General features: G+C 67.9%; 26 protein-coding genes. 12 read left to right on the plus strand and 14 right to left on the minus strand.

Annotated elements, in window-relative coordinates:
- Positions 1–67: 67 nt before the first annotated feature.
- Entirely contained in the window at positions 68–1,441 is a 1,374-nt protein-coding gene (locus FND50_RS16340) for an RNA polymerase sigma factor (protein WP_005569767.1), read from the minus strand.
- Positions 1,442–1,562: 121 nt separating this feature from the next.
- On the minus strand, positions 1,563–2,315 hold the full coding sequence (ppgK, locus tag FND50_RS16345; RefSeq protein WP_144286366.1) for a polyphosphate--glucose phosphotransferase: 753 nt from the start codon (positions 2,313–2,315) through the stop codon (positions 1,563–1,565).
- A gap of 156 nt (positions 2,316–2,471) precedes the next feature.
- Here ppgK and FND50_RS16350 point away from each other — a divergent pair, with 156 nt between their 5' ends.
- On the plus strand, positions 2,472–3,374 hold the full coding sequence (locus FND50_RS16350) for an inositol monophosphatase family protein (protein ID WP_050998577.1): 903 nt from the start codon (positions 2,472–2,474) through the stop codon (positions 3,372–3,374).
- A 7-nt stretch (positions 3,375–3,381) separates the two neighbouring features.
- On the opposite strand, the gene cei is transcribed toward FND50_RS16350, so the two are convergent.
- A complete protein-coding gene (gene cei / locus FND50_RS16355) occupies positions 3,382–4,071 on the minus strand; it encodes an envelope integrity protein Cei (protein WP_005240849.1) in 690 nt (229 codons plus the stop codon).
- A gap of 480 nt (positions 4,072–4,551) precedes the next feature.
- On the opposite strand from cei, the gene FND50_RS16360 reads away from it, so the two are divergent.
- Positions 4,552–4,854, plus strand: a complete 303-nt coding sequence (locus tag FND50_RS16360; RefSeq protein ID WP_005240850.1) for a DUF4193 domain-containing protein — start codon at positions 4,552–4,554, stop codon at positions 4,852–4,854.
- Positions 4,855–4,899: 45 nt separating this feature from the next.
- On the opposite strand, the gene FND50_RS16365 is transcribed toward FND50_RS16360, so the two are convergent.
- Positions 4,900–5,370 (minus strand): DUF3093 domain-containing protein, encoded by a 471-nt coding sequence (locus tag FND50_RS16365; protein ID WP_005240851.1) that lies wholly within the window; start codon positions 5,368–5,370, stop codon positions 4,900–4,902.
- 86 nt (positions 5,371–5,456) lie between these two features.
- Here FND50_RS16365 and dut point away from each other — a divergent pair, with 86 nt between their 5' ends.
- Together dut and FND50_RS16375 are read left to right on the plus strand one after the other, a co-directional pair.
- The gene (gene dut, locus FND50_RS16370; protein ID WP_186301294.1) at positions 5,457–5,978 is read left to right on the plus strand and encodes a dUTP diphosphatase; all 522 of its coding nucleotides are present in this window, start codon (positions 5,457–5,459) and stop codon (positions 5,976–5,978) included.
- Positions 5,979–5,980: 2 nt separating this feature from the next.
- A complete protein-coding gene (locus FND50_RS16375) occupies positions 5,981–6,835 on the plus strand; it encodes a DUF3710 domain-containing protein (RefSeq protein WP_144286368.1) in 855 nt (284 codons plus the stop codon).
- 23 nt (positions 6,836–6,858) lie between these two features.
- Here the strand turns inward: FND50_RS16375 and FND50_RS16380 are convergent, their stop codons facing one another.
- Positions 6,859–7,572 (minus strand): alpha/beta fold hydrolase, encoded by a 714-nt coding sequence (locus FND50_RS16380; protein ID WP_144286369.1) that lies wholly within the window; start codon positions 7,570–7,572, stop codon positions 6,859–6,861.
- Between the two features lie 136 nt (positions 7,573–7,708).
- Between FND50_RS16380 and FND50_RS16385 the strand changes: the two genes are divergently transcribed.
- Both FND50_RS16385 and FND50_RS16390 read left to right on the plus strand, forming a co-directional pair.
- Positions 7,709–8,086, plus strand: coding sequence for an OB-fold nucleic acid binding domain-containing protein (locus FND50_RS16385; RefSeq protein WP_005240856.1), 378 nt, complete (start codon positions 7,709–7,711; stop codon positions 8,084–8,086).
- 28 nt (positions 8,087–8,114) lie between these two features.
- On the plus strand, positions 8,115–8,795 hold the full coding sequence (locus FND50_RS16390) for a DUF3159 domain-containing protein (protein WP_005263964.1): 681 nt from the start codon (positions 8,115–8,117) through the stop codon (positions 8,793–8,795).
- A gap of 71 nt (positions 8,796–8,866) precedes the next feature.
- Here FND50_RS16390 and FND50_RS16395 read toward each other — a convergent pair whose 3' ends face one another.
- From FND50_RS16395 to FND50_RS16405, 3 genes are read right to left on the minus strand one after another with little or no spacing between them, the layout of a single operon-like run.
- Entirely contained in the window at positions 8,867–9,166 is a 300-nt protein-coding gene (locus tag FND50_RS16395; RefSeq protein ID WP_005263965.1) for a GNAT family N-acetyltransferase, read from the minus strand.
- Positions 9,167–9,201: 35 nt separating this feature from the next.
- Entirely contained in the window at positions 9,202–9,861 is a 660-nt protein-coding gene (locus FND50_RS16400) for a TrkA family potassium uptake protein (RefSeq protein WP_005240868.1), read from the minus strand.
- Between the two features lie 48 nt (positions 9,862–9,909).
- Positions 9,910–10,575 (minus strand): TrkA family potassium uptake protein, encoded by a 666-nt coding sequence (locus FND50_RS16405; RefSeq protein WP_005263967.1) that lies wholly within the window; start codon positions 10,573–10,575, stop codon positions 9,910–9,912.
- A gap of 162 nt (positions 10,576–10,737) precedes the next feature.
- Between FND50_RS16405 and FND50_RS16410 the strand changes: the two genes are divergently transcribed.
- From FND50_RS16410 to FND50_RS16420, 3 genes are all read left to right on the plus strand, one after another.
- Positions 10,738–12,732, plus strand: a complete 1,995-nt coding sequence (locus FND50_RS16410; RefSeq protein WP_144286370.1) for an APC family permease — start codon at positions 10,738–10,740, stop codon at positions 12,730–12,732.
- Between the two features lie 13 nt (positions 12,733–12,745).
- Complete coding sequence (locus FND50_RS16415; RefSeq protein ID WP_144286371.1) at positions 12,746–14,014, plus strand: class I SAM-dependent RNA methyltransferase; 1,269 nt, start codon at positions 12,746–12,748, stop codon at positions 14,012–14,014.
- Positions 14,015–14,091: 77 nt separating this feature from the next.
- On the plus strand, positions 14,092–14,550 hold the full coding sequence (locus tag FND50_RS16420; protein ID WP_039950736.1) for a MarR family winged helix-turn-helix transcriptional regulator: 459 nt from the start codon (positions 14,092–14,094) through the stop codon (positions 14,548–14,550).
- Here FND50_RS16420 and FND50_RS16425 read toward each other — a convergent pair.
- From FND50_RS16425 to glsA, 4 genes are all read right to left on the minus strand, one after another.
- Entirely contained in the window at positions 14,547–15,209 is a 663-nt protein-coding gene (locus FND50_RS16425; protein ID WP_144286372.1) for an SIMPL domain-containing protein, read from the minus strand. The two genes, FND50_RS16420 and FND50_RS16425, sit on opposite strands and share 4 nt — an antisense overlap.
- Positions 15,206–16,045 (minus strand): ABC transporter permease, encoded by an 840-nt coding sequence (locus tag FND50_RS16430; protein ID WP_144286373.1) that lies wholly within the window; start codon positions 16,043–16,045, stop codon positions 15,206–15,208. Before FND50_RS16430 ends, FND50_RS16425 begins: the two co-directional genes overlap by 4 nt.
- Positions 16,042–17,004, minus strand: coding sequence for an ATP-binding cassette domain-containing protein (locus FND50_RS16435; protein WP_144286374.1), 963 nt, complete (start codon positions 17,002–17,004; stop codon positions 16,042–16,044). The genes FND50_RS16430 and FND50_RS16435 overlap by 4 nt, the downstream gene beginning before the upstream one ends.
- 98 nt (positions 17,005–17,102) lie before the next feature.
- On the minus strand, positions 17,103–18,911 hold the full coding sequence (gene glsA, locus FND50_RS16440) for a glutaminase A (protein WP_144286375.1): 1,809 nt from the start codon (positions 18,909–18,911) through the stop codon (positions 17,103–17,105).
- Between the two features lie 249 nt (positions 18,912–19,160).
- Here glsA and dxs point away from each other — a divergent pair, with 249 nt between their 5' ends.
- Positions 19,161–21,110 carry a 1-deoxy-D-xylulose-5-phosphate synthase gene (gene dxs / locus FND50_RS16445; RefSeq protein ID WP_144286376.1) on the plus strand — a complete coding sequence of 650 codons (1,950 nt, stop codon included), beginning with the start codon at positions 19,161–19,163 and terminating at the stop codon, positions 21,108–21,110.
- Between the two features lie 68 nt (positions 21,111–21,178).
- Here dxs and FND50_RS16450 read toward each other — a convergent pair whose 3' ends face one another.
- Both FND50_RS16450 and FND50_RS16455 read right to left on the minus strand, forming a co-directional pair.
- On the minus strand, positions 21,179–22,576 hold the full coding sequence (locus tag FND50_RS16450; protein ID WP_144286377.1) for a sugar porter family MFS transporter: 1,398 nt from the start codon (positions 22,574–22,576) through the stop codon (positions 21,179–21,181).
- Between the two features lie 96 nt (positions 22,577–22,672).
- On the minus strand, positions 22,673–23,689 hold the full coding sequence (locus tag FND50_RS16455; RefSeq protein WP_144286378.1) for an iron-siderophore ABC transporter substrate-binding protein: 1,017 nt from the start codon (positions 23,687–23,689) through the stop codon (positions 22,673–22,675).
- 297 nt (positions 23,690–23,986) lie between these two features.
- Between FND50_RS16455 and FND50_RS16460 the strand changes: the two genes are divergently transcribed.
- Positions 23,987–24,763: a GntR family transcriptional regulator gene (locus tag FND50_RS16460; RefSeq protein WP_144286379.1), complete on the plus strand. Its 777-nt coding sequence runs from the start codon at positions 23,987–23,989 to the stop codon at positions 24,761–24,763.
- On the plus strand, positions 24,760–24,987 hold the full coding sequence (locus tag FND50_RS16465) for a ferredoxin family protein (RefSeq protein WP_005240903.1): 228 nt from the start codon (positions 24,760–24,762) through the stop codon (positions 24,985–24,987). Before FND50_RS16460 ends, FND50_RS16465 begins: the two co-directional genes overlap by 4 nt.
- The last annotated feature ends 16 nt before the right edge of the window (positions 24,988–25,003 follow it).

The following is a 25,003-nucleotide window of genomic DNA, read 5'->3' on the forward strand; positions in this document are numbered from 1 at the left end:
ATGCCGCGGGCGCACACGACGATGCCCCCGGACTCGCTCGGAGTCCGGGGGCATCGAGGTGTGTTCGTCAGTCCAGGTAGTCGCGCAGCACCTGCGACCGGGACGGGTGGCGCAGCTTCGACATGGTCTTGGACTCGATCTGACGGATGCGCTCACGCGTGACCCCGTATACCTGTCCGATCTCGTCGAGGGTGCGGGGCTGTCCGTCAGTCAGGCCGAAGCGCAGGCGCACGACGCCCGCTTCACGCTCGGAGAGCGTCTCCAGCACCGACTGCAGCTGATCCTGCAGGAGGGTGAAGGACACGGCGTCGACGGCCACGACGGCCTCGGAGTCCTCGATGAAGTCGCCGAGCTGGCTGTCGCCCTCATCGCCGATCGTCTGGTCGAGGGAGATGGGCTCACGAGCGTACTGCTGGATCTCCAGCACCTTCTCGGGCGTGATGTCCATTTCCTTGGCGAGCTCTTCGGGAGTGGGCTCACGGCCCAGGTCCTGCAGGAGTTCACGCTGGATGCGGCCGAGTTTGTTGATGACCTCCACCATGTGCACCGGGATGCGGATGGTGCGGGCCTGGTCGGCCATCGCGCGGGTGATGGCCTGACGGATCCACCACGTGGCGTAGGTCGAGAACTTGTAGCCCTTGGTGTAGTCGAACTTCTCGACGGCACGGATGAGGCCCAGGTTGCCTTCCTGGATCAGGTCGAGGAACGCCATGCCGCGGCCGGTGTAGCGCTTGGCCAGCGACACGACGAGGCGGAGGTTCGCCTCGAGGAGGTGGTTCTTGGCGCGGTTGCCGTCGCGGCAGATCCAGCTCATGTCCCGGCGCTGGGCGGCGGGGAGCTTCTCTCCGGAATCGGACAGCTCCTGCATGATCTGGGTCGCGTAGAGCCCGGCCTCGATCCGCTTGGCGAGCTCGACCTCCTCTTCGGCGTTGAGGAGGGCGACCTTGCCGATCTGCTTCAGGTAGGCGCGGACCGAGTCGGCGGACGCGGTCAGTTCGGCGTCCTTGCGGGCCTGGCGGAGCGCTTCGGACTCCTCCTCGTCCCACACGAAGTCGCCGGAGGCCTTGTCCTTCTCGGACGGCTCCTCGGTCTCCTCGTCCTCGCCGACTGCGACGACCTCGACGACGTCGGACTCGACCTCGGCGAGGTCGCCCTCGGTGATGTCGATGTCCTCCATGTCGGCGGAGTCTTCGTCGACGTCCTCGCCGTCCGCGCCCTTACCGGCCGTGGCCTTCTTGCCGCCCGCCTTCTTCGCTGCCGCCTTCTTGGCGGGAGCCTTCTTCGCTGCTGCCTTCTTGGCGGGAGCCTTCTTGGCCGCCGGCTTCTTCGCGGGAGCTTCCTCGGCTGCCGGAGCAGTGCCGGTGGCTGCCGCTCCGACTGGTGCTTCCGGTCCTGACTCCGAAGTCGAATCAGCAGTCTGACGTGTATCGGTGGCTGCCACGTACGCCCTTTCGTGACGGTGTCGTGCGGCGTCACGCCAGAGTGGTCATCCGGCGGAGAGGTCTACTGGTTTCGCCGGCGCGCAGCCGGGCTCTTCCATTGTAACGACCCATCCGAATTAGTTACGGAGCGATGCCCGTTTCCATTGCGAGCGCAGCACCGACGATGCCCGCCGTATTCAGGAGCGCAGCAGGTACGACGGGTGTCCTGTTGGTCAGATGCGGGATCCACTTCTCGTTCTTCCGGCTGATTCCGCCGCCGGCGATGAACAGATCCGGCCACAGGAGGTTCTCGAACCGGGTGAGGACACGGCTCACCTCGCCGGCCCATTCCTTGTACGACAGATCCTTCTTCTCCTTGACCGAGGACGCCGCCCGGCGCTCGGCTTCCTTGCCGTCCACCTCCATGTGCCCGAACTCGGTGTTGGGAAGCAGGACGCCGTCGTGGAGGATCGCCGAGCCGATGCCTGTGCCGAACGTGAGGAGGATGACGACGCCCTTCGCGTCTTTGCCGGCGCCGAGCGCGTCCTCCGCTATCCCCGCCGCATCCGCGTCGTTGAGGACGGTGACGAGCCGGCCGCCGAGTGCGTCGGAGAACAGCGCGCGGGCGTCCGTCCCGATCCACTTCTTGTCGATGTTGGCGGCCGATCGCGCCACACCGCCGGTGACGACGCTCGGCAGCGTGATACCGACCGGTCCGTCCCATTCCGCCTGGCGGATGATCTCGGCGACGGTCTCCGCGACCGCTTCCGGGGTGGACGGCTGGGGAGTGAGGAGCTTGATCCGGTCCCCGACCAGCTGGCCCGTCTCGAGATCGACGACGCCACCCTTGACGCCACTGCCTCCGACGTCGACACCGAACCCCGTTTTGGTCATGGCGTGTGCTCCTTCGTGTCGACGACGACGTGTTCTCCGGCGCTGTTCTGCTGCCCGTCACACTAGTGTGTCGGCGCGTGTTCGGTGGGCGATGACACCAGCTGTGCGAAACGTCAGCGGTGGTGTGAGGCAGCGAAAGTGTGTTCCGATGGGTGGGTGCATGCACCCCAGAGTTCAGAGTCCGCACCAGGCCACGTCGGCACCGATCCCAGGCGACTGCTCGAGGTCGCCGTGGCGGTGGCCGAGGAGGCCGCCGCCCACGTCCGGGCGCGACGGCCCGAGGTCTTCGGAATCGTCGGCAAGCGAGCGGGATCCGGCGATTCCGTCGCGTCGAAGAGCACCCCGACCGACCCGGTCACGGTGGTCGACACCGAGAGCGAGCAGGTCATCCGCGACCGGCTCGCGGAGCTTCGCCCCGACGACGCGATCCTCGGCGAAGAAGGTGGGGGAGAAGAGGATTCCGTCGCCGAGGTGCGGTGGATCGTGGATCCGATCGACGGCACCGTGAACTTTCTGTACGGCGTCCCCGCGTACGCGGTCTCCGTGGCCGCTCAGATCGACGGCGTGTCCGTCGCCGGGGCCGTGGTAGACGTGGCGGCCCGATCGACCTACGCGGCGGCACGTGGCGGCGGGGCGACCCTCACCGACGCGGACGGGCGGGTGAGCGACCTCCGGTGCAACCCGGTCACCGACGTGTCGATGGCGTTGCTCGCCACCGGATTCGGGTACGGCGCGGCGCGGCGCAAGGCACAGGGCGCCCTCATCGCGGACATCCTGCCGAGGGTGCGCGACATCCGCCGGATCGGTTCGGCGGCCCTTGATCTGTGCATGGTTGCGGCCGGTCGTGTCGACGCTCATTTCGAACACGGGCTGAGCCCGTGGGACTGGGCCGCGGGGTCGCTGATCGCGACCGAGGCGGGGGCCCGTGTACGCATCCCTTCCCCGCAGACGTCGAGCGCGGACGGCGAAGTGGTGGTGGCCGCGGCCCCCGGCATCGCCGACGCCCTGGACGCGCTGTTCGCCGGGATCGGGGTGGACGCCCCGATCCCGGAACGGTGACCGCCGGTCAGCAGCGGGCGGTGCGCGCCGCCTTCAACAGGTCGATGTCGAGGGGGGCGGGCTGGCTTCCGGGCGGCGGATCCTTCAGGGACCGCAGGACCTCTTCGGCGTCGGTGTTCGGCGAGATCTTGCGGAAGTAGGTGCCGAGCGCGAGGTCGACCGTGTCGTCGGTGCGGGTGTCCTGGATGAGTTCGGCACATGGGGCCACCAGCCAGAGTGCGCTCGCGGCGGCGGCGCCGTTGGGTCCGAATCGCAGCTGCCCCTGGCACTGCATGTTCTGGTCGACGTAGACCGGGTCGTTGCCCGCTTGGACGTCGGGCGCGCTCGCGAACCCGTAGTCGCTGAGCTGTGCGGCCACCTGCGCCGCCTGGCCGTGTTCGCCGTTGGCGTTGAACACGCGGACCTTCGTGGCCGACAGCGCGGCAGGCTCCACGTCCCGCAGGGTCGAACCGTCGACCTTCTCACCCAGTGCCTGCTGCGGCGGGGCGGCGGGGTCGACGGGTTGCGCGGCGGGCTGGGGAGGGTTGCAGTCGACCGTGGTGGCCAGATCCTCGTCGTCGCCGAGGACGCCGATCCACACGACGGCGCCGAGCAGGGCGAGGACCGCGAACACCACGAGGATCGGCATCGCCCGCCGCCGCCGGAACGGACGACCCTTGTCGTCGAGCGGGCTGCCTTCGGTGATCAGTGAAACCACAGTGTGCCTCGACCTCTCCTACGAACTGCGCTTCGTACGTTGCACCCGTGCAGCGCACCGATACAGGGCCCGGCCACACGTCGTGGCGCAGGTTCGGCACCTACCTTAGATCCCTGGCACGTCATAACCCCGAACCCGTCCCCGTTGTGGAATGTCACAGCTTGCTGTGGTGTTGGTGACGATTAGCAGACAATTTGCGCGATCGGTCGATTCGGTTACGACTTTTGTACTTCCTTCGGCTACTGTCTGGCGGCCCCAGTCGTTCAAAGCGTGCAGAACGAGGGTCGGCAGAAGATGACAAAAGAGGCGTAGATCATGTTTCCGGGGCCTGGTTCCGGGCACGAACCCATTCGCTGCAGCGTTGTGCAGCCGCGGGGTGTGATCTGCGCCGAGGCGGTTTTCGTGTGGGCGGTCGACCAACAATCGGTTCGACGTACCGCACGGGCCGGGATACACCGAAGAGGATGAGGGGAAGGCGACATGGCAACTGACTACGACGCACCGCGGCGAACAGAGTCCGACGAGGTTTCGGAGGATTCACTGGAGGAACTGAAGGCGCGACGCAACGAGGCTCAGTCGGCTGTTGTCGACGTCGACGAGTCCGACACCGCGGAATCGTTCGAACTGCCCGGCGCGGATCTGTCCGGTGAAGAGCTCTCGGTGCGGGTCGTGCCGAAGCAGGCCGACGAATTCACGTGTTCGAGCTGTTTCCTGGTGCACCACCGCAGCCGGCTCGCCAGCGACGCGGGCGGAGTGCTGGTGTGCAGGGACTGCGCGGCCTGAGCGGCGGCGAGTACGAGAGGCGGACGGTGGGAGGCCACCGTCCGATCAGTCTCCGTCCGCCTGCGGGCGGGCACGGTTGACGGCGGCCAGCAGCTCGGCCGGCCGTCGTGTACTGATCAACCAGTAGGGGGTCGGGTCCTCGGGGTCGTCGAGCACGATCAGTGCCATCGGCTTGACCCACACCCGGTGTTGCACGAACGCGGCGGGGTCGAGCTGGCGACCGAGAGCCGCGCTCTTCGCCGAACCGGGCACTTCGGCGACCCGCGCGATGACGTCCAGCGGCAGATGCGCCTGGCCGACCCGCAGGTGGACACCGTTCGGTTCCTCGACGACCTCGACGCGGAGTCGGCTGAGCCAGACGAGTCCCCACACGGGCAGGGGAAGCAGAAGTACGTACGGCAGCCAGGCGCGCAGACCCGGCGCACCCATGTGCACCTCCGCGGCGAGCAGACCGGCGACGAACAAGCCCACTGCCCACCACCAGACGGGCACCCACAGGCGCTCGGAGTACAGCACGGGCGAGGTGTTATCGGTGGGCGCGACTTCGGGCCGGGACGTTTGTGACACCCGACCAGGATAGTCGGTGTCTGAGAGTAGGCTCGGTGCACGTGAGCGACCTATCTCCCGGCCTTTCTCCCGCCGCGACCCCCGCCCTTCCGCCCGTCGCCCTCCAGCGGCTGGACCCCGACATTCCGGTACCGCAGCGTGCGCACGACGGCGACGCCGGTGTCGACCTGTGCAGCACCATCGATGTGACCATCGAGCCGGGGCGCCGCGTCCTCGTCGGAACCGGCGTTGCGATCGCGCTGCCGCTGGGCACGGTCGGGCTGATCCATCCCCGCTCCGGGCTGGCCGCAAAATCGGGTCTGTCGGTGGTCAACACCCCCGGCACCATCGATGCCGGGTACCGCGGCGAGATCAAGGTGTGCCTGATCAATCACGACCTCGAGACCCCGATCGAGATCCGCCGGGGCGACCGGATCGCCCAACTGCTCGTCCAGCGGGTCGAACTGGTGTCGTTCGTCGAGGTCCCGTCGCTCGACGGCACCACCCGCGGCAGTGACGGACACGGGTCGAGCGGAGGCCACGCGAGCCTCGTCGGCAATGCCAGTGAAGGAGCCTGATCATGTTCGGACGTCGTAAGAAGAAGGAAGCCGAGGACGACCGGCCCGGTTTCTTCGAGGACGCCGAGACGGACGCCGAGGCCGGCGACGCCGACGCGGACTACGAGGACGACTACGACGCCGTGACCGAGGTGGACGGCGGTCCGTACGACGCCGACGACCTCGAGTCGGGCGCCGACCTCACCGTCGGTGAGGTGGGAACCCGCCTCGACCTCGGTTCCGTACTCGTCCCGATGCCGCAGGGCGCCCAGTTGCAGGTCGAGATGGCGCCTGACGGGTCGCCGCAGGCCGTGCATCTCGTCACCCAGCACGGGCGCATCACGGTGGCCGCGTACGCCGCCCCGAAGTCTCCGGGCCAGTGGCGGGAAGTCGCGGGCGACCTCGCAGAATCGCTGCGCAACGACAACGCGACGGTGAGCGTCGAGAGCGGACCGTGGGGACGCGAGGTCTTCGCCGTCACCCCGAACGCCGACCTGCGCTTCATCGGCGTCGATGGCTACCGGTGGATGGTGCGCTGCGTGGTCGCGGGACCGAGCGGTGGCAACGCGGCCGACTCGGAGCTCGTCGCGACCGCCAGGGCGATCCTGCGCGACACCGTCGTGAAGCGGGGCAACGAGCCGAACCCGGTGCGGACGCCGCTGCCGGTGGTCCTGCCCGAGGCCCTCGCCCAGCAGCTGGCCGCCGCTCACCAGCAGCAGCTGGCGCAGCAGCAGGGTGCCGCTCCGCAGCAGCCCGCGCCGCAGCCGGCTCCGGCGGGTCCGCAGGGCGAGCAGCAGGCGCCCCCCGCGGAGGCACCGCCGCAGCCGCAGCAGCGTCGCGGCGAATCGGGTTCGGCGATGCAGCAACTCGGTCGCTGATCCCGGTCCCGGAGATTCGACGCTCAGGTCCTGTGCAGGACCGAGTCGAGTGCATCGAGACTGGCGTAGCCGAGAATCGCCGGGTCGGCGCCGATCTCGTCCAGCGACATCGTGACGAGGCCCGCGTGCGGTAGTCGTTCGGACCACTCGCGGGCGACCTCGAGGGGATGCACGGCGTCGTCGGTGGCGGCGGCGATCCCCACCGGCACCGTGATGCGCTCGAGGTCGCCGACACCGGGGGCGTGGTACTGGGACGCCTCGTCCAGTGCGGCGGGAAGGTGCGGCCACTGCGATCGCCACGATTTCGCCAGTTCCCGGCCCAGCCAGGGCGGGCTGGAGACGATCATCTCGGCAGTGACCTGTTCGAGGCCGTCCGCCCGCAGCCGGGCCGCGGTGAACCGGGCGCTGGCGGCGGCGGGAGCGTCCGCGGCGGTCCCGGTCCACGCGGGCAGTGCCGCGAGGACGCCCGCGACGCGATCCGGGTGTGATCCTGCCCACTGCAGTGCCACGGCGGCTCCGATGGAGACCCCTCCGACGAGGATGCGCCCGTGCCGCGCGGCCGCGGCGTCGAGCGCGTCGACGTAGCTTCCGACGACTCGCCGGGGGTCGGGTTCGACTGCGGCCGTGCGCACTCCACGGCAGGTCAGGGGCTCGGTGAAGGCGCGGGCCACGAAGTCCGCGTCGGATCCCGTACCCGGGAGCACAACGGCCACGGACGGACGGTCATCAGAGGGCATGTGACGATCCTGCCTCGTCCCTCACGGTGCGCCTCCGGTGGTGTGGTTGCCGGGAACCAATGGGTCTACAGTGGCGAATACACAGCCCTACGAGCGGCGCGAAGATCTCGCGTCGCACATGCTCCAGGAGCGCGCAATGGCACCCGCCACGGCAGGATATTTTCGTCGGCTGACTCGCAGGCTCACCGAGGACCTCGAGCAGCTGGACGCCGAGGAAATGGCCGAGACGTCGCAGGCGTCCGGCGCACAACGTGCCTGCGACTGCAGCCGCGGCGAAGAGGTCACCATGCTGGGACGGCTCCGTAGTGTCGAAGCCTGTCCGAAGTCCGGGAACGCCAGCATCGAAGCCGAATTCTTCGACGGCACGGAACAGATCAAGTTGGTGTGGATCGGCCGGCGGAGGATTCCGGGTATCGAGCCGGGCAAGACTCTGCTGGTTCGTGGACGTGTCGGCGAACGCGACGGCCAGAAGGTGATCTTCAACCCGTATTACGAGTTGCGCGGCGAATCGTAGGGTCCGCCCCATGTGGCACTCTCGTTGAGTGACCGAAACGAAGCAGCAATCCATACTCGAACAGCTCGGTGGGATCAGCGGGCTGATCTATTCGACCCTGCCCATCCTGGTCTTCGTTCCGGTCAACGGTGTGTGGGGCCTGGGTCCGGCGATCTGGGCGGCCCTCGGTGTCGCCGTCGCCATTCTCGTCTGGCGCCTCGTCCGCCACAGCCCCATCCAGCCCGCGGTGTCCGGGTTCTTCGGCGTCGGCATCTCCGCGTTCATCGCCTACCGCACGGGCGATGCCAAGGGATACTTCCTGTTCGGGATCTACACGAGCCTCGCGTATGGAGCGGTGTTCCTGCTCTCGATTCTGGTGCGCTGGCCGCTCGTCGGCCTGATCTGGGGATTCCTCAACGGCCACGGCAACCTCTGGCGGCGCCATCGTGGCGCGGTACGGGCCTACGACGTGGCCACTGGCGCCTGGGCGCTGGTGTTCGCGGCCCGCTACCTCGTGCAGTCGCAACTTTACGATTCGGACCAGACCGGGTGGCTCGCGTTCGCGCGCATCGCGATGGGCTGGCCGTTGGCGGGATTGGCGCTCCTGGTGACGATCTGGGCTGTGCGCCGGGCTGACCGGATCGTCGAACCGGGACCCTCGGACGAGGTCGGCGAACCGACGGACGACACGGAAGCAGGCGGCCCCCGGGACGAGCCCGGCCGCACCTGAGCTCGGCGCCCCTCGTAAGGGGACAGCGGGGGTGCTGACCGGTTGTGCCGGAGACGAAGTCGCCGAACCGATCAGGCCACGAGGTCCTGGTACTCGGGATGCTTCGACACGAATTTCACGACGTACGGGCACACCGGGCGCACCCGCAGTCCACGGCGGCGCAGATCGTCCAGAGCCGCACTCACGAGCGTCCGGGCGAGTCCGAGTCCCTCGTACCGCGGATAGATCTCGGTGTGAACGAAAACGCGTACGTCCCCGTCGACTTCGTACTGCTCGATTCCCGCGAGTTCACCGTCGGCGTGGATCTCGTACCGGCTCTGCTGCGGGCTGTCGGTGACGACTGTGCTCTCGGGTGTTGCGGTGGTACTCAACGGATCCTCCCGGGTGTCGATCGGTCCCCGCCGGGTCAGGAGAGCCCGACGGCCGCTCGAAGGTCGTCCTCGACGTCCACGGACGCGACGAACAGCAGTTCGTCGCCGCCCTCGAGCGGATCGTCCTGCTGCGGCACGATGACCCGTCCGCCGCGGAGGATGGTGACCAGGGCGGCGTCGCGGGGCAATTGCAGCTTGCGGACGGGTTTCCCGGCGAGCGGGGTGTTGTCGGGCAGCGTGACCTCGACGAGGTTGGCTTGCCCCTGGCGCAGCGTCATCAGCCGCACGAGATCGCCGACCGACACCGCCTCCTCCACCAGCGAGGCGAGCATCCGGGGGGTGGAGACGGCGACGTCGACTCCCCACGACTCGTCGAACAACCACTCGTTGCGGGGATCGTTGACGCGGGCCACCACTCGACTGACCCCGAACTCGGTCTTCGCGAGGAGGCTGAGGACCAGGTTGGCCTTGTCGTCACCGGTGGCCGCGATCACCACCTCGTAGGTTTCGAGGGACGCCGTTTCGAGGCTGCTCAGCTCGCACGCGTCGGCGTGGACCCAGGTCGCCTCGGGCACCGACTCCTGCTCGACGTGCTCGAGCTTGCGTTCGATCAGCATGACGTCGTGTTCGCTGCGGACCAGTTCGCGCGCGATCGAGCGTCCGACTGCGCCGGCTCCTGCGATTGCGACTCTCATCGATTGCTTCCGTTCGGGTGGTCGATCGTGAACATTCTCACTGCCGTCTCAGTCGTCCGAAGGCGGGGGATTGCCCGCGAGCGCGACGGCCTCGGCCACCGTTCCCGACACGGCCGCGATGTACACCTGGTCGTCGGCCTGGAAGACCGTCTTGCGGTCGGGAAGGACGCCGGTGCCGAAGCGGATGATGAACGCGACACGCGAATTCGTCGCCGCCTCGAGTTCGGCGACGGGCCTGCCGATCCAATCCTCGTGCAGGGACAACTCGGTGACCGCGACGGTCCCGGACGGATCGCGCCACTTGGCGGTCTGGCTGTCGCGGGTGAGGGTGTGCAGGAAGCGGTCCGTCGACCACGGGACGGTGGCGACGGTGGGGATCCCGAGCCGCTCGTACACGGCGGCACGCTTGGCGTCGTAGATCCGGGCGACCACGCGCTCCACGCCGAACGTTTCCCGGGCCACGCGTGCGGAAATGATGTTGGAGTTGTCTCCGGACGACACGGCGGCGAATGCCTCCGCGCGCTCGATACCGGACTTGACCAGCACGTCACGGTCGAATCCCATGCCGACGACGGTGCGTCCGGGGAAGTCGGGTTCGAGACGTAGGAATGCGGCAGGGTCGCGATCGATGACCGCGACCTCGTGGCCGATCCGGGTCAGCGAGCCAGCGAGGGATGAGCCGACCCGGCCGCATCCCATGATGACCACATACACCTTGTACTCCGTTCATGGGCTCTGGCGTCACGTCTCGAGTACGTGCGTACCGAATCGAACCGTACAGTGCCCAGGCGGAAGAGCAACCGAGACAGAGATCGCAATCCGGACACATTGGTGGGTGAGGGTCCAGGTTTTCTGCGGACGGCTTACGCTTTGGCAGTGTCAAAGCTCTCGACCGCCACAAAGCGGCTACTGCTAGGCAGACCCTTCCGGAGCGACAAGCTCGGGCACACGCTGCTTCCCAAGAGGATCGCCCTCCCGGTCTTCGCCTCCGATGCGATGTCGTCGGTGGCCTACGCACCCGAGGAAATCTTCCTGGTGCTGTCGGTGGCGGGCATCTCCGCCTACGCCTACACCCCCTGGATCGGACTTGCCGTCGCCGCGGTGATGGCGGTGGTGGTCGCCAGTTACCGGCAGAACGTGCACGCCTACCCGTCGGGCGGCGGCGACTACGAAGTCGCGACCGTCAATCTCGGTCCCAACGCGGGTCTGACCGTGGGCAGCGCCCTGCTGGTGGACTACGTCCTCACGGTCGCGGTCTCCATCTCGTCGGCCGCGTCCAACATCGGTTCGGCGGTGCCGTTCGTGGCCCAGCACAAGGTGCTGTTCGCGGTCGCGGCCATCGTGCTGCTGACTGCCATCAACCTGCGTGGCATCCGTGAATCCGGTGCCGCCTTCGCGATCCCGACATACGCGTTCATCGCCGGCATGGCCCTGATGCTGCTGTGGGGGTTCTTCCAGATCTTCGTCCTCGGCGACGACCTGCGCGCCGAATCGTCCGGATTCGAACTCGAGGCCGAGGACTCCCACCTGTACGGGATCGCGTTCGCGTTCCTGATCGCGCGGGCCTTCTCCTCCGGCTGTGCGGCACTGACCGGTGTGGAGGCGATCAGTAACGGTGTTCCCGCCTTCCAGAAGCCCAAGTCCCGCAACGCGGCCACCACGCTGCTGCTGCTGGGATCGATTGCCGTCGTGCTGCTGATGGGCATCATCATCCTGGCCCAGAAGATCGGGATCGTGTATGCGCACAGCCCGGCCGAACAGCTGATCGGCGCCCCCGCCGGGTATCACCAGAAGACTCTGATCGCGCAGATCGCGGAGACGGTGTTCGGTGGTTTCCCCATCGGTTTCTATTTCATCGCGATCGTGACGGCCCTGATCCTCGTGCTCGCCGCCAACACGGCCTTCAACGGGTTCCCCGTGCTCGGCTCGATCCTCGCGCAGGACCGCTACCTGCCCCGGCAGTTGCACACCCGCGGCGACCGCCTGGCGTTCAGCAACGGCATCCTGTTCCTGTCGGGGGCGGCGATCGCGTTCGTCGTCCTGTTCGGCGCCGAGGTGACCAAGCTGATCCAGCTGTACATCGTCGGCGTGTTCGTCTCGTTCGTGCTGAGCCAGACGGGCATGATCCGGCACTGGACCCGGCACCTGAAGACCGAGAACGACCCGGCTCAGCGCCGGCGGATGCACCGCTCCCGGGTGATCAACTCCATCGGCCTCGCCATGACCGGCGCCGTCCTGATCATCGTGCTCATCACGAAGTTCGCGGCAGGCGCCTGGATCGCGATCGTGGCCATGGTCGCCATCTTCGTGGTGATGAAGATGATCCGGAAGCACTATGACAGCGTCGCGCGGGAGCTCGAGGAACAGGAATGGGACGGGGTGCTGCCCAGCCGGACTCACTCCATCGTCCTCGTCTCCAAGCTGCACATGCCGACGATGCGCGCGCTCGCCTATGCCCGGGCCACACGGCCGGACACCCTCGAGGCGATCACGGTGAACGTCGACGAACCCGACACCCGGGCGCTCGTGCGCCAGTGGGAGAAGACCGACATCGCGGTGCCGCTCAAGGTGATCGAGTCGCCGTACCGCGAGATCACCAAACCCGTGCTCGACTACGTGCGGCGCGTCCGGAAGGACTCGCCGCGGGACGTCGTCACCGTGTTCATCCCCGAGTACGTGGTGGGGCACTGGTGGGAGCAGATCCTGCACAACCAGAGTGCGCTGCGGCTCAAGAGCCGCCTGCTGTTCCAGCCGGGTGTGATGGTCACCAGCGTTCCGTGGCAACTGAACTCGTCCGAGAAGGCGAAGACACTGAACATCGAATACACGGCCGGGGCGTCACGCCGCGGCTACGAACCCGACGACAAGTGACGGGCGAGAAGCGTTGAGTGAGAACTGGTCGGACCGCCGCCTCGAACTGCGGCTGGGAAATCCCGGGCACGGCGGTTTCGTCGTCGCCCGCCATGAGGGCCGCGTGGTCTTCGTCCGGCACGGACTGCCCGGCGAGCGGGTGATCGCCCTCGTCACCGAGGACCGCGGCGGGTCCTACTGCCGGGCCGACGCGATCGAGATCCTCGACGCGTCCCCGGAACGGGTCATCCCGGTGTGCCCGGTGTCGGGTCCGGGCGGCGCGGGGTGTTGCGACTTCTCACACGCGAGCCTGCACGTGCAGCGGGACATGAAGGCGCAGGTCGTGGCCGAGCAGTTGGCGCGGCTCGCGCGGGTGCAGCGGGACGTGGACGTCGAGGAACTGCCCGGCACCGGAGACGGCACCGGCTGGCGCACGCGGGTGCGGCTCGCCGTCGACCCGGACGGCCGCCCCGGCTATCACCGGCACCGCAGTTCCGGGATCGTCACGGACCTGGCGTGCCCGCAGATCGAGTCGGCCGCCTACGACGGTGTGAGCGAACACGATTGGAAGCCCGGCAGCGAGGTGCAGATCGTTCTCGACGGCGCGGGGGAGCGGCACGTGGTCGAGATCGCTCCGCCGAAGGTGTCGCGGACCGGCCGGACGAGTCCCGGGCGCCGCGGTGCCATGGCACGCCGCGCCGCCAGCGGTGCGCCGCGCGCCGAGCGGGTGGTCGTCGGATCGGGTCGCCCGGTGGAGCGGGTGCGCGACCGGGAATGGGCGCTGGCCGCCACCGGGTTCTGGCAGGCGCATCGCGGGGCCGCGGAAACGTATTCGGCCGTGGTCTCCGAATGGGCCGGGATGTCCGCGGGTGAGACCGCATGGGACCTGTACGGGGGAGTGGGTGTGTTCGCCGCCGCCCTCGCCGGCGGCGCCGGGCCGTCCGGGCACGTGGATTCCGTCGAGTACTCGCGCCAGGCCGTCGCGGACGGGAAGGCGGCACTCTCCGACCTGCCGCAGGTGCGGTTCCACGCCGACCGGGTAGAGCGCGCCATCTCCGGGCTCGCCTCCCCGCCGCAGGTCGTGGTGCTCGATCCGCCGCGTGCGGGTGCCGGACGTGACGTGATCGGTGCGGTCGCCGCCGCGGGCGCCGAACGGGTCGTGCACGTGGGATGCGACCCGGCGTCGTTCGCCCGCGACATCGGTCTGTATCTCGCGCAGGGATATCATGTCGACGAGCTGCGCGCCTTCGATGCGTTCCCTCTCACCCACCACGTGGAGTGCATCGCGTTGCTGACGCGCTGACAGCGGCGCATCGTTACCGAACGCAACAAAACGTTATAGTCGGCCCGCAAGTAGTGGGTGTGTGGGACGGGGACTGGATGTCGGTACAGGCAGATACTGCGCAAGCGCTCGTCGATGCGGTGTTCGCACTCGGGCGGTCGCTGCGGGCGGTGGTCTCCGCGAGCGGTGAGACGCCGATCCCGCCGGCGCTGACGAGCGTGCTCTTCGTGCTCGCCGCGCGCGGGGAGTGCCGCCAGAATGAACTGGCCGCCGACCTGTGCGTCAGTCAGTCCTCGCTGAGCAGGCAGATTTCCGAGTTGGTCGACGCGGGATACGTGTCGCGCGCCGCCGATCCTGACGACAAGCGTGCCTCCCGCATTCGGGTGTCGCCGAACGGGATGGACATTCTGCGCGAGACGACCGAGCGCCGGGCCGAACGGCTGCGCGGCATGCTCGAAGGCTGGTCCCAGGAACAGGCGCTCGCGGCGGTGACGTCGCTGACGCAGCTCAACGACACGTTCGCCGCGTCGGTCCAGCAGCGGGCCCCCCGGGCCTAGACGAGACGCCACCGCACGCGGACGTCGACCCGCGTCGGTTTCTCGCCGCGTTCGACGGCGATCGGGGAGTCGGCCGCCGCGAACGCCTTCGCGACCGGCCGCGGGGACACGTCACCGATGTCGACTTCCGCGATGTCGAGCACCTCGCCCAGCACACGACGCGACAGCGAGGCGTACTGCTCCGCCTTGGCGAGAGCATCGGCCCAGGCCCGGTCCCGGGCTGTCGCCGTCAGCGCGGCAGGATCGGCGAAGTCGAATTCGAGTCCGCCGAGACGGATGTCGTCGCCACCCGCGCCGACGCAGGCGGCCACCACCTGCGCCGGTGACGATGCGGCCGCCCCGGCCTCCCGGACGGTGATCTGCAGCGTCGTCGCGGCGGTGTAGCCGGTCACCTCGCTGCCCCGGCCCTCGGTCCAGGTGGTCTCGGAGTGCACGGAGAGCCCGGTGGTCGCGAGGTCGGGCCCCGAGACGCCGTACCCGCGCAGGGTGTCCGTGACGGCGGTGGTGGACCGGGCGACGGCCTCGAACGCTTCGGCCACCGCGGGACGCGTCGCGGTCACGGTGACGGTGGCGCGGACGAGATCCGGAACCGCCGACACGATCCCGGATCCCCGCACCGTCACCGATCTCTCGGCGTGATCGGTGGCCACCACCGTCACGCCTTACGGTTGTACAGGCGCATCGTCAGCGGTCCGAAGATCACGACGAACCCGGCGCACCACCCGAACACGACGGCGAGATCCGCCATCTCCACCGTCCCGGCCATGAGCCCGCGGATGGACGTCACCAGCTTGCTGATCGGGTTGACGCCGACGAACGCCTGCAGCCAGCCCGGCATGGTCGCGGGGTCGACGAAGATGTTGCTGGCGAATGTCAGCGGAAACAGGATGAACATCGAGACACCCATGACCGCCTGCTCGGTGCGCATGAGCATCGCGAACATCGTCCAGATCCAGGACAGGCTGAACGAGAACAGCAGCAGCAGGCCGATCGACGCCACCACACCGACGAGACCGCCGTCCGGACGGAATCCCAGGACGAGCCCGAGGATCAGAACGATGATCGAGGCGATCGTGTAACGGACGACGTCACCGAGCAGCGCGCCGACGAGTGGGGACGGACGCCAGATCGGGAGCGACCGAAACCGGTCGAACACACCCTTCTCGATGTCCTTGTTGAGCGTCAGCCCGGTGTACATGGTGATCATGACGACCGTCTGCACGAGGATGCCCGGCAGCAGGAACTGCACGTAGGCACTGGTCGAACCGGCCAGCGCGCCGCCGAAGAGGTACGTGAACATCAACGTGAACATGATCGGGAACATCGTCACGTCGAACAGTTGCTCGGGCACGTGCTTGATCTTGAGCAGGGCTCGCCAGCCGAACGAGAGCGAGGTGGACCACGCGGTGGGTCTCGCGGGTCTCGGGCCGGGCATCTTCAGGACGTCGGCGACAGCGGTGGCGGTGTCGGCGGTCCGGTCGGTGGTGGAGGTCATGACGCATGCTCCTCGGTGGGTCGGCCGGTGAGGGAGAGGAAGACTTCGTCGAGGCTCGGTTGCCCCAATGCGAATGTGCTGACGGCGATTCCGGCGTCGTCGAGTGCGGGCAGCGCCCGCGAGACCCGGGCGGGGTCGTCGATACGGGCGGTGAGAGCGGCCGGATCGGCTTCTTCGGTGATCGGCACCTCGAGCACGTTCCTCAGCAGCGCTGCCGCCGCGGGACGGGTTGCGGTGTCGGTGACCCGCACGTGCAGGGCACCCGACCCGACGGAGGCCTTCAGTTCACCGGTGGTGCCCTCGGCGATCACCTTGCCGTGGTCGATGACGGCCACCCGGTCGGCGAGTTGATCCGCCTCGTCGAGGTACTGCGTGGTCAGCAGAACCGTCGTGCCGCCGGCCACCAGTGCGCGGACGATCTCCCATACCTGATTGCGACTGCGCGGGTCGAGACCGGTGGTGGGCTCGTCGAGGAAGATCATCTCCGGAGTGACGATGATGCTCGCCGCGATGTCGAGCCTCCGGCGCATACCGCCGGAGTAGTTCTTCACCTGCCGGTTGCCTGCCTCGTCGAGCCCGAAGGCGGACAGCAGCTGATCGGACCGGGTGCGGGCCGCCGCGCGGGAGTACCCGTACAGCCGGCCGAGCAGCAATAGATTCTCGCTGCCCGTCAGATCCTCGTCGAGCGAGGCGAACTGTCCCGTGAGGGAAACCTTGCTGCGCACGGCGTCCGGTTCGCTCGCGACGTCGTGCCCCAGCACGGTGGCCGTTCCACCGTCGAGGGGCAGGAGCGTGGCCAGCATCCGGATCGCGGTGGTCTTGCCCGCGCCGTTCGGTCCGAGGACGCCGTACACGCCCCTGAGGGGGACGGCCAGATCCAGGCCGTCGACCGCGTGGGTGGATCCGAACGTCTTGACGAGTCCCGTCGTCTCGATGGCCAGCTTTGTCGCTGAGAGCATTGCACCCTGCTTTCGATTCGAGCGTCGTCGATTCCGAGCCCCAAGCCTGTCCGATTTTTCCGATTCGGGCAATCGCATTTCCTGTGGGCGGTCCTGGATCAGGGCCGCAGCAGCGACCGGAGCACCACGTCGAGTTGCTCGTAGGCACCGGCAGCAAGCCGTTCGAGGAGAGCGAGTTTGAGGCCGGGCTCGTGAGCGGCCATGTCGGCGTACCGTTCCGCGGGGAGTACGGCGACGGTGACGTCGGAGTCGGCGCACACGTCGTTGAGGAAGTGCAAGTCGAGCAGCATCGTCATCTCGCCGAAGGTCATGCCCGTCGAGAGCGTCATGATCCGGTACACGGCACCCCCGGAATCGGTGACTCTCATGCTGACCCGGCCCGACAGGATCAGAAACAGCCCGCACGCCCGGTCGCCCCGGTGGATGATCTGCTCGTCGCGCGTGAACGTGCGGATATCGAGGTCGCGGGCGAGTCGCCGCAGCTGCTCCGGTGGAAGTCCGGCCAGCACCGGATGTTGCGTGACGTCGATCGATGCCGGCTGGCGGAGGGCGGCGCAGTGCAGGTCGAGGAGGGTGTCCTCGGACCACTGCAGTGCGGCGTCGAGGTCGGCGAACACCCGCCCGCTCGTTCCGGTGAGATCCGACCGCGTGTAGCCCAGCAGCCCCGCCGGATCGACGAGGGCGACTGCGCAGCCGCGACGGGTGAGTTCGTCGCGCAGACTGTCGAGCATGCGGCGCGCGATGCCGCCGACGTCGTCCACCCGCCGGACGTCGATCACCACGACCTCGAGCTCGGTCTCGACCCCGCCGATCTCGCGCACCGCGGACTCCGCGCCGGCGAAGAGGAGGTCGCCGTGCAGCTCGTAGATCCTGCTGCGCTTGCCGACGTCGTCGAGGGCGGCCCGCTCGGCGGGAGTGCGCCGCATCCGCGACGGACTGTCGACGACGGAGTAACTGGCACGGATCGCCGAACGGGCGGCCCGGGTGACATGGAGGAAATGCAACTCCAACTCGGCCGACAAGGCCCGGCACGCCTCCACCCCGCGCACGCTGTTGCCGTGCTCGTCGAGGCGCGGCGAGTAGACGGCGATGCCGATCTGACCCGGCAGGACCGCGATGATGCCGCCGCCGACGCCGCTCTTGGCCGGCAACCCCACCTCGTACACCCACTTGCCCGCCGCGTCGTACATGCCGCACGTCGACATCACGCTCAGAACCCGCTCGACGAGGGCCGGGTCGAGAACGGTCTCCCGGGTGACGGGGTTGACGCCGTTGTTCGCCATCGTCGCAGCCATCACGCTCAGGTCCCGGCACGTCACGTCGACGGAGCACTGGCGGAAGTAGAGGTCGACGGCCTCGTCGGGGTCGCCGGTGATGATGTCGAACGAGCGCAGCATGTGGCCGATGGCCCGGTTGCGGTGCCCGGTCCGGGACTCGGACTCGTACACCGACTGGTTGAACGTCAGGTCCCGTCCGGCGTAGCGGGAGTACGCGGTCCGGATTCGTTCGAACCGGGTGTCCAGGTCCGGTCCGGCCACCAGCGACGCCGCGGTGATCGCCCCGGCGTTGATCATGGGATTGCGCGGTCGCTCCGTCCGCGGGTCGAGGCTGATCTCGTTGAACGGTTCCCCGGACGGTTCGACGTCGATCTTCTCGGCGACGGCGCCGGACCCGCGATCGGCGAGCGCCAGGGCATACGTGAACGGTTTCGAGATGGACTGGATCGTGAACGGCAGGCGGGTGTCGCCGACCTCGTACACGAAGCCGTCCACGGTGGCGATGCAGATTCCGAACGAGTCGGGGGCGACCGCGGCGAGTTCGGGAATGTAGTCGGCGAGCTCGCCGCTGCGGTTCTCCCGGGTCGCGGCGAAGACTTTACCGATCAGCGCGTCCACGACGGTGCTCATGAGTCGACCCTAGAGGCTGTTCACGACGCTGTCGGGTGTTCCGAGGGGCCCGTCCGGCGGCACAATTGTGTGAAGCCGGTCACGGCCGTGGCCGGGATGCCCGAGGACGAGCCCACGATACGGGGCCGCACCGGCCCATACCGTGTGTCCCGCACTCCGGCGGCTCCGTAGACTGGTTCCACTGTGACGTGACACGAAGCCACGGCAGAGGCACGCAAGGCGGCGTGCATCACGGAGGGAGCGATCTCGTTGGGTGTTCTTGCCCGTATCCAGACGCCTGACGATCTTCGTCAGCTGAATTCGGCGGAGATGAAGCAGCTCGCCGCGGAGATTCGTGAGTTCCTCGTGCAGAAGGTCGCGGCGACCGGTGGGCATCTCGGCCCCAACCTGGGCGTCGTCGAACTGACCCTTGCGTTGCACCGCATCTTCGAGTCGCCCGCCGACCCGATCATCTTCGACACGGGCCACCAGGCGTACGTCCACAAGATCCTCACCGGCCGCAAGGACGATTTCGACTCGCTCCGCAAGCAGGGAGGCCTGTCCGGATACCCGTGCCGGGCGGAGAGCGACCACGACTGGGTCGAGTCCTCGCACGCATCGGCGTCGCTGTCGTACGCGGACGGCCTCGCGAAGGCCTTCGAACTGACCGGTCAGGACCGCCACGTCGTGGCCGTCGTGGGTGACGGCGCTCTGACCGGCGGCATGTGCTGGGAGGCCCTGAACAACATCGCGGCAGGCAAGGACCGCTCGGTGGTCATCGTCGTCAACGACAACGGCCGCTCGTACGCGCCGACCATCGGTGGTCTCGCCGACCACCTCGCGGCTCTCCGCCTCCAGCCGGGATACGAGCGCATCCTCGACAGTGGCCGCCGGATGGTGAAGAAACTTCCGTGGGTGGGCCGTACCGCCTACTCGGTTCTGCACGGCATGAAGGCGGGCCTCAAAGACGCCGTGGCCCCGCAGGTGATGTTCACGGACCTCGGCATCAAGTACCTCGGGCCGGTCGACGGACACGACGAGGCCGCGCTCGAATCCGCGCTGCGCCGCGCGAAGGCGTTCGGTGGCCCGGTCATCGTCCACGCCGTCACCCGCAAGGGCATGGGGTACGCGCCCGCCGAGAACCACGTGGCCGATCAGATGCACTCGACCGGCGTGATCGACCCGATCACGGGTAAGTCGGCCGGCTCGGCGTCCGCCGACTGGACGTCGGTGTTCTCGGCCGAGCTGATCGATCAGGCGAGTCACCGGCAGGACATCGTGGCGATCACCGCGGCGATGGCGGGCCCGACCGGTCTCGCCGCGTTCGGCGAGAAATATCCCGACCGGATGTTCGACGTCGGGATCGCCGAGCAGCACGCCGTGACGTCGGCGGCCGGCCTCGCCCTGGGGGGTCTGCACCCGGTGGTCGCGGTGTATTCGACGTTCCTCAACCGCGCGTTCGATCAGCTGCTGATGGACGTGGCGTTGCTGAAGCTTCCCGTCACCCTCGTTCTCGACCGCGCGGGTATCACCGGCAACGACGGCGCCAGCCACAACGGCATGTGGGACATGTCGCTGCTCGGCATCGTCCCCGGTATGAAGGTCGCGGCTCCCCGCGACACCGCCACCCTGCGGGAGGAACTGGACGAAGCGCTGGCCGTCGACGACGGCCCGACCGCGCTCCGGTTCCCGAAGGGCACGGTCTGCGACGACGTGCCCGCGGTGAGCCGCCGCGACGGTGTCGTCGACATCCTTCGCGCCCCCTCCGGGCGGAACGACGTGCTCATCGTGTCGGTCGGCGCGTTCGCCGGTCTCGCGCTCGCCGCGGCGGAACGCCTGGAACAGCAGGGCATCTCGGCGACCGTCGTCGACCCGAGGTGGGTCCTGCCGGTCCCGGAGTCGCTGGTGAAGCTCGCCGAGGACTACACGATGGTCGTCACCGTCGAGGACAGTGGGCTGCACGGCGGTGTCGGTTCCACCGTGTCCGCCGCGCTGCGGTCGGCCGGGGTCGACGTCCCCTGTCGTGACCTCGGTGTTCCGCAGCGGTTCCTCGACCACGCATCGCGTGCGCAGATCCATGCCGAACTGGGCCTCACCGCGCAGGACGTCGCCCGGCAGATCACCGGATGGTTCGCAGGCCTCGGGAACCTGCGCCCCGGGCAGCAGAACGGTGTCGTCGCCGACCTCGATGCGCAGCGCGCGGAGAAAAGCGGACAGTAGTACGAGCGCCCCATACAGAGATCCGGCCGAATCACACTGTGATTCGGCCGGATCCGTTCGTGCCTGGGTCAGGTGTGCATCTCCTCGAGTTCCATCCCCTTCGTCTCCTGGACCTTCGACCGGACGAAGAAGAAGGACAGCAATGCGAAGAACGCGAACAGCCCGTACAGGAACCACAGCCCCACCGAGCGGGTGAGCGGCGGGAACGACAGCGTGACGGTGAAGTTCGCGATCCAGTTCGCCGCCGTGCTGATGCCGAGTGCGTAGGCGCGCATGTTGTTGGGGAACATCTCGCCCAGCATCACCCACATGACCGGGCCCCAGGTGGAGGCGAAGAAGATCACGAACAGGTTGGCGCCGATCAGCGCGACCGCCCCCCACGGGCTGGGGAGCACGACGTCGTCGCCGCTGCCCGTCGCCTGGGAGAAGGCGATTGCGGCCATGAGCAGGCTCGCGAACATGCCGAGCGAGCCGACCATGAGCAGGATTCGCCTGCCGATCCGGTCGACGAACAGGATGGCGACGAACGTCATGCCCACATTGATGGTCGCGGTGATCACCGACGTGGTGAACGACTCGTTCTCGGTGAAGCCCACCGACTTCCAGAGCGTGGTGGAGTAGTAGAAGATTGCGTTGATGCCCACGAACTGCTGGAAGATGGCCATGAAGATGCCGACCCAGACGATGGGCTGCAGCCCGAACTTCGGGCCGCGAATGTCGTCGAACGACGCCGTGGATTCGTGGCGGAGGGTCAGCCGGATCTCGGTGACGCGCTCGTGCGGGTCGACTTCACCGGTGATGTTCGCGAGGATGTCGGCCGCTTCCTGATCGAGGTGCTTGCCGACCAGGTAGCGGGGTGACTCGGGAATGAGCAGGGCGAGAATGCCGTACACGACCGCGGGGACCACACCGACGATGAACATCCAGCGCCAGGCTTCGAGGTTCAGCCACAACTCGTTGGAGGCGCCGCCCGCGGCGTTCTGCAGCACCGCGTCCGACAGCAGCGCGGCGAAGATGCCGAGAGTAATGGCCAACTGCTGCAGCGACGCCAACGCGCCGCGGTAGCGGGCCGGCGCGATCTCCGAGATGTACGTGGGCGCAATGACCGACGCGATACCGATGCCGAGACCGCCGAGGACGCGCCACAGCATCAGGTCGGGGACGCTGAACGCGAGACCCGCTCCGAGCGAGGACACGACGAACAGCACCGAACCGAGCAGCATCACCTTCTTGCGGCCCCAGCGGTCCGCGAGGCGGCCTGCAAACCATGCGCCCACAGCACATCCGAGCAGGGCGATCGCCACGGCGAAGCCCGTGAAGAACGACCCGAGTTCGAAGTGGCCCTGGATGGAGTCGACGGCGCCGTTGATGACCGAGCTGTCGAAACCGAAGAGAAATCCACCTACCGCGGCGGCGACGGTGACGCCGATGACCTTCGCGGTGTGTCTTTCGGACATCTGCGTCATCGCATACCTGCTTTCGGCGAGCGTTCCTGATGCGGGCACAGCGGAAATTTGTGTCTCGAATCACGCTACGCCCGAGACCGCCTGTCAGGCGGGAGTTCAGGCACCCGCATTCTTCGCGGCCTCGCTCAGCTGAGGCGTCAGCTTGTCCAGAACCCACGGTGTCGCGAGAACGCTGGTCTGGCTGAGCCCCGAGATGATCTTCGTGTCCGACAGCGCGACCGCGGTTCCACGCCCGATGGCACCGAGATTCGCGTACGCCGGGTTCGCGGCAACGGTGGTGTTCTCCGGGACGAACGCGACCACGACGTCGGCGTCCACATCGGAGATGTTCTCCACGGAGATGTCGGCGAAGAACTTGTCCGGATCATTCGCCGCAGCCAGCTTCTGCACACCGGGAGACACGGTGAACCCGAGCTGGGTCAGCACCTGGACACGGGGATCGGAGGGCATGTAGACGTTGACCGTCGCGGCGTCGGTGTCGAAGTTGATCACCGAGATCGTCTTGCCGGCGAACTCGGGATGTGCGGCGGCGGTCTGGGCGAGGGTGTCGTCGAGACCGGCCACCAACTGCTCCGCCTCGGCGCTCTTGCCGAGTGCCTGTCCGACCAGCGTGGTCTGGTCCTGCCACGTGGTCTGCCACGCCTTGTCCGGATACGCCACCGTGGGGGCGATTCCCGACAGCTTCTCGTACGTCGCCTGGTCGAACCCCTCGTACGGGGCGAGCACGACATCGGGAGCCAGCGACGCGACGCCCTCGATGGGCGTGGACGTGGCCGCGTCGAGCAACGTGGTCGCGGACGGATCGAATCGGTCCTGCAGCCAGGGCATCACACCATTTGCCTCGGCGCCGTACGTGTACTTCGGCATACCGACCGGTGTCTCGCCGAGCGCGTACACGACGTCCTGGGCGTTCCATCCGAGCGTGACGATACGTTCGGGCGCCGCGTCGAGGGTGGTCGATCCGAACGTGTTCTCGATGGTGACCGGAAACCCCTCACCGGACGCTTCCGTGGTTCCTCCGTTGTCGCCGGACGAGCACGAGGCGAGGAAGAGGGTCGAACTGGCCACGGCGAGTGCGACGGCGAGCTGACGTCTGGCGGTGGGTGCGAACACGGCAACGACTCCTTCGGGGCGAAAACAGAAGGTAAGCCTAACCTATACTTGATCGCTCGACGGGCGGACGTCGCGACTTCGAATCACCCTGATTGAAACTTCCCGGCCCGGCCCGGCCTGGCGCATTGCCGGGTCGTTGCCGTGTTTCCGCTGGTGAGGCGTTCCGGTCCCGGCGCGGACCCGGCCGATTCGCGGGGGCGCCCCGAGCGGCTGTTCGCGGCGACTCCGTGCCCCGCCGAGTGCCGTTAGCGTTTGTCTTCGTCCAGCTCACACGCACTATCGACGAAGGAAACCACGGTGGTGAATCCGACTCCCCTCCGGACGGCGTCGCGCAGTTCCCGCGCGGACCATGCGCGCAGATTCGCCGACCTGCTCCGTCAGCAGATCCACGCGGACTCCTTCGCCGAGCGCGGATTGCCGTCGGAATCGGAGTTGGCCGCCGAGTTCGGCGTGTCGCGCAATGCAGTACGCGACGGGCTGGCGCTGCTGAAGCAGGAGGGGCACATCGACCGGGCCCCGCGCGTGGGAACGCACGTGGCGCAGCGCAAGTACGACCACGGTCTCGACGCCCTGCTCGGGTTGAAGGAGACGCTCAAGGGGCACGGCGATGTCCGCAACGACGTCCGCGCCGCCCTGGAGATCAGCCCGCCGCCCGCCGTCGCCCGCCGCCTGCAGCTGGAGCCGGGCGAACCTGCCGTCTACATCGAGCGGGTGCGCTATCTCGGCGACCTGCCGCTCAGCCTGGACCTCACGTACCTCGTTCCCGACATCGGAGCCGAGATCCTCGGCCACGACCTCGAAACCAACGACGTGTTCGCGCTGATCGAGGAGGTGTGCGGTCAGCCCCTCGGCTCCGCCGATCTGGCGATCGAATCCGTGAACGCCGACGCCCATTCCGCCGCGAACCTCCAGACGCCCGAGGGTGCGGCGCTCCTGTTGCTCGAACGCCTCACCCGGCTCGTCGACGGACGTCCCGTCGACCTCGAATACATCCGCATGCGCGGTGACCGAATCACCATGCGCAGTAGCCTCGTCCGCCGACCCGACATCACGAACTGGGAGCTCACCTCATGACCTTGGTCAATCAACGAGCCGACGTACCCGTCACCATCGACGAGTCGCTGTGCATCGAGGGCTGCACCCTGTGCGTCGAGATCTGCCCGCTCGATTCGCTGGCCATCAATCCGGAGAACGGCAAGGCCTTCATGCACGTCGACGAATGCTGGTACTGCGGTCCCTGCGCTGCTCGCTGCCCGACCGGCGCGGTCACCGTGAACATGCCGTACCTCCTCCGCTGAGCGAAAGACCACCCAG

Source organism: Rhodococcus sp. WB9 (genome assembly GCF_007558985.1).
GTDB lineage: Bacteria > Actinomycetota > Actinomycetes > Mycobacteriales > Mycobacteriaceae > Rhodococcus_F > Rhodococcus_F opacus.